This window comes from Bartonella sp. B35(2025), from assembly GCF_053794465.1.
In genome coordinates, this window is sequence record NZ_CP200035.1 from 700,959 (window position 1) to 713,709 (window position 12,751).

Annotated in this window: 8 protein-coding genes, 3 tRNA genes and 1 pseudogene; 6 read left to right on the forward strand and 6 right to left on the reverse strand. The window is 33.0% G+C overall.

All coding sequences use genetic code 11. The features are described 5' to 3' along the window. Positions 1 to 7: 7 nt before the first annotated feature. From accC to V4P56_RS02930, 4 genes and pseudogenes are all read left to right on the forward strand, one after another. Positions 8 to 1,366: an acetyl-CoA carboxylase biotin carboxylase subunit gene (gene accC / locus V4P56_RS02915; protein ID WP_455482570.1), complete on the forward strand. Its 1,359-nt coding sequence runs from the start codon at positions 8 to 10 to the stop codon at positions 1,364 to 1,366. 204 nt (positions 1,367 to 1,570) lie between these two features. After that, positions 1,571 to 1,643 (forward strand) — tRNA-Thr (locus V4P56_RS02920). Positions 1,644 to 1,823: 180 nt separating this feature from the next. Then, positions 1,824 to 2,380 (forward strand): annotated as a pseudogene (locus V4P56_RS02925) (phage integrase central domain-containing protein); the annotation flags it as partial. A gap of 832 nt (positions 2,381 to 3,212) precedes the next feature. Then, positions 3,213 to 3,734, forward strand: coding sequence for a DUF805 domain-containing protein (locus V4P56_RS02930; protein WP_455482571.1), 522 nt, complete (start codon positions 3,213 to 3,215; stop codon positions 3,732 to 3,734). Positions 3,735 to 4,065: 331 nt separating this feature from the next. Here the strand turns inward: V4P56_RS02930 and V4P56_RS02935 are convergent, their stop codons facing one another. From V4P56_RS02935 to V4P56_RS02960, 6 genes are all read right to left on the reverse strand, one after another. Further along, positions 4,066 to 6,861 carry an autotransporter outer membrane beta-barrel domain-containing protein gene (locus V4P56_RS02935; protein WP_455482646.1) on the reverse strand — a complete coding sequence of 932 codons (2,796 nt, stop codon included), beginning with the start codon at positions 6,859 to 6,861 and terminating at the stop codon, positions 4,066 to 4,068. A 459-nt stretch (positions 6,862 to 7,320) separates the two neighbouring features. Further along, positions 7,321 to 7,397, reverse strand: a tRNA-Arg gene (locus V4P56_RS02940). Between the two features lie 36 nt (positions 7,398 to 7,433). After that, positions 7,434 to 7,739, reverse strand: a complete 306-nt coding sequence (locus V4P56_RS02945; RefSeq protein ID WP_455482572.1) for an ETC complex I subunit — start codon at positions 7,737 to 7,739, stop codon at positions 7,434 to 7,436. Between the two features lie 113 nt (positions 7,740 to 7,852). After that, positions 7,853 to 7,929 (reverse strand) — tRNA-Pro (locus V4P56_RS02950). A gap of 798 nt (positions 7,930 to 8,727) precedes the next feature. Then, positions 8,728 to 9,417, reverse strand: coding sequence for a DnaA regulatory inactivator HdaA (gene hdaA / locus V4P56_RS02955; protein ID WP_455482573.1), 690 nt, complete (start codon positions 9,415 to 9,417; stop codon positions 8,728 to 8,730). Continuing rightward, positions 9,414 to 10,625, reverse strand: coding sequence for an AI-2E family transporter (locus V4P56_RS02960; RefSeq protein ID WP_455482574.1), 1,212 nt, complete (start codon positions 10,623 to 10,625; stop codon positions 9,414 to 9,416). Before V4P56_RS02960 ends, hdaA begins: the two co-directional genes overlap by 4 nt. A gap of 161 nt (positions 10,626 to 10,786) precedes the next feature. Between V4P56_RS02960 and purM the strand changes: the two genes are divergently transcribed. Continuing rightward, the gene (gene purM / locus V4P56_RS02965) at positions 10,787 to 11,872 is read left to right on the forward strand and encodes a phosphoribosylformylglycinamidine cyclo-ligase (protein WP_455482575.1); all 1,086 of its coding nucleotides are present in this window, start codon (positions 10,787 to 10,789) and stop codon (positions 11,870 to 11,872) included. Continuing rightward, on the forward strand, positions 11,869 to 12,480 hold the full coding sequence (purN, locus tag V4P56_RS02970) for a phosphoribosylglycinamide formyltransferase (RefSeq protein WP_455482576.1): 612 nt from the start codon (positions 11,869 to 11,871) through the stop codon (positions 12,478 to 12,480). Before purM ends, purN begins: the two co-directional genes overlap by 4 nt. The last annotated feature ends 271 nt before the right edge of the window (positions 12,481 to 12,751 follow it).

Sequence of the window (12,751 nt, forward strand, 5' to 3'; positions counted from 1 at the left end):
AATAGCTATGATTCGAAAAATTCTCATTGCCAACCGAGGAGAAATTGCTCTTCGCATTCTGCGGGCTTGTAAAGAACTTGGAATAAAAACTGTTGCTGTTCACTCAACCGCTGATGCTGATGCTATGCATGTTCGTCTTGCTGATGAATGTGTTTGTATTGGCCCTTCCCCAGCTCATGATTCTTACTTGAGCATTCACCAAATTATTGCTGCATGTGAAATTACTGGAGCTGATGCTGTTCATCCAGGCTATGGTTTTCTTTCTGAAAATGCAAAATTTGCCGATGTTCTAGAAGCTCATAATATTACATTTATCGGTCCAACAGCTGCACATATACGAATTATGGGTGATAAAATCGAAGCAAAGAAAACCGCTAAAAAACTTGGAATTCCTGTCGTACCAGGTTCAGATGAAGCTATCACTGAAGAAGAAGATGCTTTGCGCATTGCTAATGAAATTGGTTATCCGGTCATTATAAAAGCCTCTGCAGGTGGTGGTGGACGAGGTATGAAAGTTGTTCATTCTGAAAAAGAATTTTCTATAGCTCTCAAAACAACTCGTTCAGAGGCTAGATCAGCTTTCGGTAACGATGCAGTTTATATCGAAAAATATTTGGAAAAACCACGCCATATTGAAATTCAAGTTATAGGTGATGGAGCGGGAAATGCTATCCATTTAGGAGAACGGGATTGTTCATTGCAACGGCGCCATCAAAAAGTATGGGAAGAAGCTAATTCACCTGCACTTAATGAAATTGAACGAAAAAAAATTGGCGATATTGTTGCAAGTGCCTGTGCAAAACTTGGATATAGAGGAGCTGGTACTATTGAATTTCTTTATGAAAGTGGTGAATTTTACTTCATTGAGATGAATACTCGTTTACAAGTCGAACATCCTGTAACTGAAGCAATTACAGGCATCGATTTAGTTCATGAACAAATTCATATTGCATCTGGTCAAGGGCTTTCAGTTGTACAAGATGATATCTGTTTTTCTGGTCATGCTATTGAATGCCGCATAAATGCAGAAGATCCTATTAACTTTATGCCATCACCAGGAATCATTACACATTTTCATACTCCTGGAGGTTTAGGAATTCGGGTTGATTCAGGTGCTTATTCAGGTTATCGGATTCCACCTTATTATGATAGCTTAATTGGAAAGTTGATTGTACACGGACGTACACGCTTAGAATGTACAATGCGTTTACGACGTGCTTTAGATGAATTTGTGGTTGATGGAATTAAAACCACATTACCTCTATTTCGTAATCTTATTAACAATCAAGATATTGCGGATGGTAATTATAATATTCATTGGTTAGAAGAATATCTTTCTAATCAGTCAGAATCTTTTGATTCGTAATTTGGTAATCAAATAGTGAGTTTTTATCTGTACTTTTATTAAGTGTTATAAGAATAATAGTAGCGTTACTAAAAAATAAGGTAGTTATAAAGAATCTGATCATTTTATAATTTGTGATGTAGTTTTTTTTAAAAATATCCATTGAAATTAGCAATTTTCTATTTTCCTTTTTGTTAGTTTGTGCTACTTCCTACATGGTTTTATGCCCTTATAGCTCAGTTGGTAGAGCACCTGATTTGTAATCAGGGGGTCGGGAGTTCGAGTCTCTCTGGGGGCACCGTCTGTTATTTCAGGACAAATCATTGCATATTATACTGTATCTAACTATTTGATATTGTATAATTTATTATTTCATGTATTCTCACAAATATTCATTAAGAATCATTTAATTATATACTTAAAGGTTGATCCACGGGTGGATTGAAATGAGCTCTTTTTGAGTGGATAGCATATGTGAATCATAAACTGTTTAAGTGCAAGATTGGTCTTAACATTAACCGCAAGAAAATATAATGATGGCGCCGGTTTATGGCTGTATAAACGTAAAGATGGTGGGTACAATGGTTCTTGCGTTATACCCTTTATGGACGGCATCGCGAAATAGGGTTAGGCTCTTATAAGGATGTCTCTTTGTGGCGTGACCTAATTCACTCCAGACGTAATCCGATTAAAGAACGAGAGAAACTAAAATTTGAAGACGCTTATAATTTACACATGCTCTGTGATATTGCTCTCGATGCCTTTAAAAGCCGTACAGCTGAATTAAAAGGAGACGGTAAAGGCAGAGCGCTGGTTTACACTCCATTGCAACTTCATGTTTTACCCAAATTAGGCAAAGTTCCTATTTCAGAGATTAATCAAACGGATATTCGTGACACTCCATCTCCAATTTGGCATACAAAAGCTGAAACAGCGCGAAAAGCTCTAAACAGACTTAATATTTGCCTAAAGCATGCTGCAGCCCTTGGACTCGATGTCGATTTACAAGCTGTCGAAAAATCACGTGCTTTATTATGGCACCGCTTTATTTTTAATAATGCAATATAATTAATAATTTAGTCATTTTTGTTCTTTTTTAATCTACCTGATAATCCACCTTTTATTGCGTAATTGAAAATGTTAAGCGGAACTCTAAATACGAACCATCAAAACCCCTATTGAGGTACTATTTTGGAAGTTTCGTGAGATCACATTACAACCAAAAGACCCTTTATAATCATCATTATTCAATAAGTTAGTGCTACCTGATCTGATATAGAGCTGACAGGTTAATGGCGTATTTGACTCGATAAAGAATTACGATCTCTCTCACGATTTTTTAAAAAAACATTCTTCGCATTATTGTATAATAAATTCCAGAAACACATACACCTTTTGATCATACAAAGTAAGGTGGATTATCGGGTAGATAATAAAAGATTGAAGTTATTAAAATCTAAAATCACCATCTTGAATAAAAGAAATTATTATTGCAGCAGAAAATTATCCTTTATGGTAACTTAATCAAACTGTAGCAATGGATAAAGATCCTTTGATTATAGATGATATAAATAATCACGCACTTGAGATCATGAAATAACACACGTTATCTGATAGAATAATTTTTTACAAATTATCACATCTAGTTTAAAAGTATGCAAGATTGTATAAAACCTTCCTTAATTAGATATTAAAAAAGGAGCTCACAAAAAAAGAAAATTTATTGAATCTAACTGTCTAAAAACTCTCATCTTCATTATTAAATCCTAAAGATATCTGAAAGGAGAGTGATAAGTAGGCTACGGCTATAAAAAATTATTAAATCGAGGTTACTACAATAATACATAGAAAAATATAGGAGAGTAAGGTGAAAGAATTGAAATGGTATAATGGATTTAGATGGCTCTGCTATGGACTAAAACGTTCATTTAACTGGAGAGAACGTGCAACACGTGCTGAATATGCTTGGATTTTTCTCGTATCACGTATTCTTGTATCACCTATCTGGTTTTTTGCGAAACAGCCTAAAACATTTGCATTTATACTTCCTGAACCGAATGTTGGTTTCACAGTTTTATTGCATGTGATTTATCATGTATTACTGATACCAGAGATTTCTGTTTCAGTAAGACGATTGCACGATTTAGGTCATTCAGGTTTTTGGTTGATCCCTATTTATATACCTTGGTTAGCAATGGGATTTTTAGATGATTCTACGGAAATGGATGGACCTTTGGCTTACCTAATGAAGAGCATCTTTTTTGATCTTTTTTTGATGTCGGTGATATGTTCTAAAATTGCTTTATCTTTTTATCTTTTCTTCAAAAATGGAAAGCGCATAGATAATAAATATGGAGTAAATCCAAAAAGAATTTTATCTAATAAATAGAATATGAACAATAAAATAAAGCACTAAATATTAGTTATATTATTTTAAAGATTAGAGTATTTTACATACCGTTATCTCATGCAGGAGAAGCGCAACAAGATTGAGATCTTTTATTTTTTTGACTTTGTTACTTTAAGCAATTTTAAAAGAATCAATAAATAAATATAATTAAAGAGATTTTTCTCCATAAAATAAAACGAACTAACTCAAAAGAAAGAAGAAACAATTTTAAATAAAGAACTGTCCAAGAAATTTTTAAAATATTTTGAAATAATAATCTTCAAAACTCACAAAATTATATAATTTAACTAAAGCTCTTCAAAAAAATAGATTAAAAATGATAGCATAATGCACCAGAGAAATGAATTCCAGAAAAACCAGCCTTTGTCAATTTATGCCTGTAAACAAAATCACCACGAATCATAATTTTGGAAGATAGTTTAGAATGAATACCCAACCCAGTTTCTAGAGAAGAACCCAAAGCACCTAGCTGGAAAGGATCTTTAAAATGCACAAATTGCTTTCTTTCAAAACTATTAACAAGGTGTAATTTACCATAAAAGGAAACGGCACGTCCCTCTTCGAATGAACCAAGTGTCTTGGTTAAATACCCACCACCACGTATCACCCATTTATCAGGTTTTCCCATATCAACATCTAAACCATCAAGATCACGTACCTTATTAAAATGGAGATGTTGATAAATAACCTGAACCTGAGGGTCAAAAACAAGATCTTCATACCCTGTCATAAATATTTTACCAATAGTTAATGAAGCACCTAGGGAATTTCCCTTTAAGGTTGCGGTCTTTCCCCTAGAAAAGGTAAAGATATCACCCTTAAATAAACCATAGGATAAAAGGCCATCTACATAAACACCTACGTTATGTTCCATACTGCTATATGCTGTAACTAACCATCTATCAAATGTACTTTTTTTACTTTGTTCAACACTCTTGGGGAATAAAGAAAGTCTTCCGTAAGTCCCAATAACTCCAAAAGATGCAGTACTAGATACATGCTCAGTTGTTTTCAATAAGATATTTGCCTTCATAGCATTATAATCAAGGCTGCCGCCATAACCATATTCAATCGCAGACAGATTCGAGGTATAATGGTAATTACCGCTATAACCATGGATAAATAAAGAAGGTTTCTCATTGATTTTTAATAGCTTACTAGAAACATCTCTCATAATACCTAACTGCTTATTTTGATCACTGATATCCAACAAACCAGCATGGAATAAGGAATTTGGTAAGAGTAGATAAGTTGGAACCTGTGGAACAACATCTCTCATTTTTGGTTCAAAACGAAGAATGGATTCAGGTGCAGATATAACAGAAGCAGGTGAAGCAGGCTGAATATATTTACTCTCAAGGCGAAAATCCCAAAAATCTCCATTACCTTCAACTAATCTTTGAGTAGTAGATACACGCCCAAGAGAAGAACTGGGACCATATGCACGGAGATAATATTGGTAAGGCAAACCACCCAATGCAATATAACCACCATTCAGCTGAAAAGAATCTTCCTTTGCTTTTCCAGAAACTTGAATAATTGAAATATCTTGAGCATTTTTGCCATCTACCACTTTTTTTTGATTCTCTGTAACAATTTGCACATGAACTGTGGTTTCCCCAGAAACATCACCATGAATCAAAAGCCGATCAGTTTTTTGATGATTAAGTGAACCATCGCTATTGATATGCGTGTTAAGATAAATATGAGCATTATTTTGTGCATTGTAAACCTCACCCAATCCATTTCCTATACGAAGAACCTGGTATTCTTGGGATATTGGAGTTTCAAAAGTAATAGCACTATCAGAAAGTTTTACAAATGAAACAAATGAATTAACACGATTTAAGTCTTGCGAATTTGTCTCTTTCTTTTTCGTTAAAAGCCAATTTGAATTTTCTGTTAAATAAAGCTCAGCAATAGAATTATCAGCGACGCGAATACCTCCTGTCAGCAAAGAAGAATTAACCAAAAGTGTTACAGAAGATTCCTTCTCGGCTGTTAATAATAAATCACCAGAGATTTTTGTACCTTCTAATGCTGTAATATAACCACTACTCTTACTACTATGAATAGCTGTACCATCTAGTGCTTCAAAAGTTGTACTTTTCAGTACAACAATTCCTTGTTCATAATCATTATCCTCTTTATTCATATCGAAATGTATACCGTGCTTGTTACCTGTCACTGTAATTTTTGAATTTTCGATATTAACATGCGAAATTAAGAGATTCTCTTCCGTAGCAATATTTGATTGTGTGTTATCATCTCTTCCAATCCATAAACCACGAACATCGGTAGCAATAACATTGCTATTCTTTAAATTAATAGAACCATATTGATTTATATTTAAAACTGCAGGAATAATTTTATTTTCCTTATTTGCATTTTTTTCAACCGCTATATTTTGATTTTTTGCAGTGATGACAACGCTATTTAAAGCTGCACTTCCCTTAGTACCTACATAAAGTGCAGCAGCATTTGCCGTATCAATTACTCCACTTATCATTTTAATACTTGCACCAACTGTACTAAAAAGAGCTGCACTTTGGTTAATTTCTTGACCTTCTATCTTAATTGTTGTGCCCTTTAAAATAACAGATGCTTCTTTATTTTCTGCATAAACACCTACCTTGGTCGCTCCAATAACTCCACGATTTATTTCAATCTCTCCATCATCAACCTTAAGACCTATTGGCACATCCCTAAAGGTTGAATCGTATAAGACAACTTTTCCCCCTTCCGACACAAATATACCATTAGTATCTTTAATTACACCATTAATACCTTTACTAGTACCTTCAATTTGTATATTCACCGCTTGGATAACTGTGCCTGACTCCTGCACTGTTATAACAGTAGGTGGCATGAGAGATTCGTCCCCTTTTTTCTCTTCCTCTAAAAATTCAACGAGGTTGTACGATTTATTAAAAATTATGTGCTTCTTACGATCATTACACCTATAAGATAATTTATCTTCCTTACATAAAAATAATGCAGATAGTTTAGAACCAGAATGTGCCTCAACACTTACATTCGATAAAAAAGAAAAAATAGTCGCTGTAAAAGCACATGAATATAAGTGATTTTGCAATATTTTAATCATCATTCCTTTTTAAACTTCCTTTTTCCAACAAAAAATCATGACTTGCACCTACAATCCCTTAAAGAATTGATCTAAAATACAATAAAAAGGATTTAGCAAAAATCTTTTAAAGTGATATATATGAACTGTTTTATAAAAAACTACAAAGAAAGATAAAACATGTTATCAACAGATACAATATGAATTTTTCATTATAGTAAAATCTAGATAAATGCTCATAAACGTACACAACCTACTGATCTAATTTTTCCATTTTAAACAATATGTCACTATTTTATAAAGGATCCTGGAGGTTATAATCTAATTTTGATCTTGGAAAAAATTATTTAAATATATGCAATCAAGGATACAAAGATAAAAATAAAAACAGCTAAACGTTATGAAATAAGTAAAAAATAAATCCGTAGGATAAAGAAAATCAAATTCTTAAACTATTATATTTATCAATTTTATTCAACATGGTGATCCCGACAGGATTCGAACCTGTGACCTACGGCTTAGAAGGCCGTTGCTCTATCCAGCTGAGCTACGGGACCAATTGACCATTTTTTCAATTCAAAACAGCACCATTGCTAATGTGTCCAAGGTTGCTGCCTATCGCTGCGGAAATTATCAGAATAAGAAATAATACGACGAATCGATTTAAATGGTTTTTCTACACGATAAGGAATAGCATTCCTGAGTGCAAAAGCAATTGCCTCTTCCTTCATATTAAATCGAATTTTTATCTGATTATTCATATCAGATGTTGCAGTATACTTCATAAGAGGCTCAAGCATTTTTGCCTGTGCCTGTTCATACTCTAAAAACCAAAAACCGGTATTTCTTTTACCAGACTGCATAGCTGTTTTTGCAGGACTATAAATACGTGCAATCATAGTACTTTTCCTTTAAACTACACAACACTTCTATGCCTATAACGTCATATCATAATGATAACTGCTTTACCACATTCATCAGATTGAGCTACTTCTTTATATACAAAAAAACGTGGTCGGAGCGATAGGATTCGAACCTACGACCCCCTGATCCCAAATCAGGTGCGCTACCAAGCTGCGCTACGCTCCGTCATTTGTATTTATTTGATACATGTCTCCTAAAATTTTCATAACAGAAGTGCAAGAGTAAAACACATTTTTTTAAAATTTTGTTTCATTTCTTTATAGGTAATAACCTTTTTTAGAATTCTCTCTATTGAATAATACATTATTTAATAGAAATCAAAAAAATGATACCTATAAAAGAAAAAAATTAATCCACATAGATAAGAAGTCAATTTCCACATAAAAATCCTATAATTACCTATACTGTTTTAAAAAAGATTAAACGATATCAAAAACATTCAGAGAGTATAATTTTTTAATCAAAAATAACTTAACCATAATAAAAAATTTAAAAAAACATAAAGCTCAAGCACTACCACTTCGCTAAGGCAAAATTTAATATCTGCCACAAAAAAATTGATCAAAAACCATTATTATTTTATCTTTTTATCCAACTTTTACGAAAGAAAATTTATGTTTCTCTACAATGCCGGTGTATAAATTAAAAAATAAACACTTTCAAACTTTATTTATAAAAATTTCATTATAATGAAATAATATCTACCTCTCCTTCAAGATCAATCTGAAATTGATGATCCTTATGTAGTTTATACAAGCAGTAAAATATCATAAATTTAAAACTTAAAGCTATTTAAACAGTATATTGAGCATACTTAGAAGAGAAAAAATGCTACTATACAAATTATTCACTCAAAGAAGTAAGAAAAGTAAAAATTAAATATTTTATCTTTATCTATGTACCAAATAACCATAGCATACAGGCGCCTTTTATCGAATTTTTAACCAAACTATAAAGCAACATTTACTGAATTTGCATATTGAGAACTTCGCCAATAACAGCACGTGTTATTTTACTTTTTCTTTGCAATGCTAACTGATCAACAGAATCAATAATACGCTTCAATGAAAACAAAGAACGCTCACAGCGATTTACAAGGTAGTAAATAGCATCTGGATGAACAGTAATCTGCTTATCAGAAAAAAGTTTAAAAGCAATAGCTGTCAGTAATGCGTCATCAGGTTGATCAATTGTAACTAGCATAACAGAATTAAGGCGACTTTTTAAATCACTTAACTTTAAATTCCATGTAGAAGGTACTGTACGTGCAGTTATTAGCAAAGTAGCTTGACATACATTAAGATTTGCTTGCTTAATACTGTTAATAAAGTGAAAAAGCTCTGTTTCGTTAATTTCACCAATATCGATATCCTCAATTAAAAACGACTTTCCTGAAGAAGCCATAGCAATAGCTTGATCAACTTTATCACGATGAATAATTAAAGCATCAGCTTTCTGTGCCCATACATTAGAAAAGTAAGTTTTTCCAGATCCTTCTTTTCCAACCAAAACTGCAATAGGTAAAATCCAATTTGGCCAATTATCAATAAGCTGAAAAGCCATAAGATTACTTTTCGTTACCACTAAATCATCAAATTGAAAAACCGACTTATAAGAAAAATTTAAAGGCAACTGTGTTTCATGCTTATTCATTTTAGTGGCTCCAAATTTCCACTTCGAGAATACATTTGAGAATTAAGATAAGTATGAAGAGCAAAACGAACCAAAACACCAACAACTGCTGCCGCAGGAACAGCAATAAGCATACCAGTGAATCCAAATAATGAAGAAAAAGCAAACAGTGCAAACATTAACCACACTGGATGAAGTCCTACTGATGAACCTACAAGTTTGGGTTGAAGAATATAACCTTCAATAAATTGACCAATAAAAAAGACAGTTATAACAACAATAATCCATCCCCAATCATCAGGATAAAATTGAACCCACGCGACACCAACAGATAAAACAAAACCACTCATTGCACCAATATAAGGAATAAAACTGATAAGTCCAATCAACATACCAATCAAAAGGCCAAAATTTAGTCCTGTGATGGTAAGGCAAATGGTATAATACCCCCCCAATATTAGACAAACTGTTCCCTGCCCACGAACAAAGCCAGCAATAGCTCTATCCATTTCATGAAAAATACCACGAACAGTTTTAAGATGATCTCGCGGTATCCACGAATCAACTGCTTCAACCATACGTGGCCAATCTAATAACATATAAAATGATACTACAGGTGCTACTATGAATAGACTAACGATATTAACTATAGATTTTCCTGATTTTAAAAGTGAATTCAAAAGAGATCTAATAAAATCAGATCCTTGTCCTAAAAGCCCTTTAATATTATCCTGTAATTCATTTGGATCGCTGCCAAAATAGCGCCTTACCCAATCAAAATCATGCTTACTAAAAAAGTCTTGAATACGATCAATATAAATCGGCAAACCATCACTCATAAATTGTTGTATTTGCCAAGTGATAATAGGGATCAAAATTACTAAAGCAGCAACAAAAATAACAACAATAAATAAAATAATCAGGATGGTGCCCAAAACACGATGAATACCAATTTTTTCAAGCAATTGAACAATAGGATTCAGAAAGTATGCCAACACAATCCCTGCCACAAAAGGTAGCAAAATTGATCCAAAGACAAACATAAAAAGAATAAAAAAAATCAACGTGCCAAGCCAGAAAAAAATTTGCTTTTTCATATTGTTCGGTAATGGTACTTGAGCATAAGCAGGCACATAAGCTGTATAACAACTATGAGCCTCACCCTCATTAATTTTCTCTTGTGTTAGCTGTAAAGCAGAATTATCGTGGTTATCTGATATTTTACTCATAAATATTCCAAAAAAATTTTTATAAGGTTATAAATTTCTTCCATATAGGTCAAGTAAAGTTGCTTATTTCTTAAACACTAAATATCAATATCTCTTGCAGAGATAACTTTATCATGGCATTGCATAACGTCAAAATCTGATTTTCCATAAGGAAGGCTCAAATGAGCAATAAAAACCTAATGAATGATAAATCCAATGGTGGTCTTACCTACACAAAAGCTGGTGTAAACATCGATATGGGTAATACCATGGTAGAAAAAATTAAACCCTACATACGTTTAACGAAACGAGCTGGTACAAATGCAGAAATTGGCGGCTTTGGTGGCTTATTTGATTTAAAAGAAGCAAACTTTAAAGATCCTATCCTCGTAGCAGCCAATGATGGTGTGGGAACAAAATTAAAAATTGCCATTGAAGTAGGTATCCATGACACTGTTGGCATTGATCTCGTAGCCATGTGTGTTAATGATTTACTCGTACAAGGTGCTGAACCTCTCTTCTTTCTTGATTATTTTGCCACTGGAAAACTTGACCCTGAACAAGGTGCTATAATCGTTTCTGGTATTGCAGCTGGATGTCAGCAAGCAGGCGCAGCCCTTATTGGAGGAGAAACAGCAGAAATGCCTGATATGTATGCAAAAGGAGATTATGATTTGGCAGGTTTTGCTGTAGGAGCTGTCGAACGTAGTGCATTATTACCTTCAAAAGATCTTACAGAAGGCGATATTATTTTAGGTCTTAGCTCATCTGGAATTCACTCTAACGGTTTTTCTCTTGTCAGACGAATTGTTCAACAAAGTGGTTTAAAATGGGAAGATTCAGCTCCTTTTAATCCCCAAATTAATCTTGGCACAGCACTTCTCACACCAACACGCATTTATGTCAAATCACTCTTATCAGTCATACAAAATTTTCAAGGAATCAAGGCTCTTGCTCACATAACAGGTGGAGGTTTTCTTGAAAATATTCCACGTGTACTTCCATCTTCTCTCTGCGCTGAAATTAATCTTTCTTCTATTAAAATTCCATCAGTTTTTTCATGGATTGCTAAACAAGGAAGAATAGATGAAATAGAGATGTTACGAACATTTAATTGTGGTATTGGTATGATCATTATTGTGGCTCAACATGCAGTTAAAGAAATTACACAAGAGCTTGAAAAGCAAGGAGAAGCCGTTACTTTCCTTGGTGTTTTAACAAAACGCTCAAATAAAGGTATTTTCTGTAAAGGGATGCTTCATCTATGAAAAAACAAATCGTTGTCTTTATTTCTGGTAATGGATCCAATATGCTTGCCCTTGCCAAGGAAAGTGAACAAAAGGATTACCCTGCTGAAATCATCGCAGTTATTTGCAATAATCCTCATGCTACCGGTATTGAAAAAGCACGTAACAGTAATTTTCCTATCCATATTATTGATCACAAAAATTATCCAACCAAAAAAGCACATGAAGAATCTATCCTTACAGTCCTAGATCAATATCAGCCAGATTTTATCTGCTTCGCTGGTTATATGCGCCTCGTCTCACCACACTTTATAAAACTCTATGAAGGACGAATTTTAAATATTCATCCTTCCCTTTTACCTTCATTTAAAGGTTTAAATACTCATGAAAGAGTCTTACAAGCAGGTGTTAAAATCACTGGTTGTACTGTTCACCTTGTTACAGAAAATATGGATGCGGGAAAAATCCTTGCTCAAGCGGCGGTTCCAGTATGTCCCAATGATACTGTTGATAGCTTAGCACAAAGAGTTCTTAAAGCTGAACATAAACTTTATCCAAAAGCCTTAAAAGCATTTATTAAGGGAAACGACAAAATGATAAATGCTCAGCAACAAATTTTATCTTTTTGAGTATATCAACCAGTATGTACCATACATTATATATAAATTTAATTTTTTAGCTTTATATTTTGAATTAAAACAATAATTTTTCACACTTAAAATTATTATTTTTATAAATACTCCTTTACAAAATTTGTAATATTTTTCTTATTTTTTTGTTATTAAGTATTAAAATTATTATTACTTATATTGTCTATTATTTTTTCTTGTTATTTTAATAATCTTTCTAAAATACTTTAAATTTTCTTTTAAAAGATCTAAAAATACATAATTTTTTTCT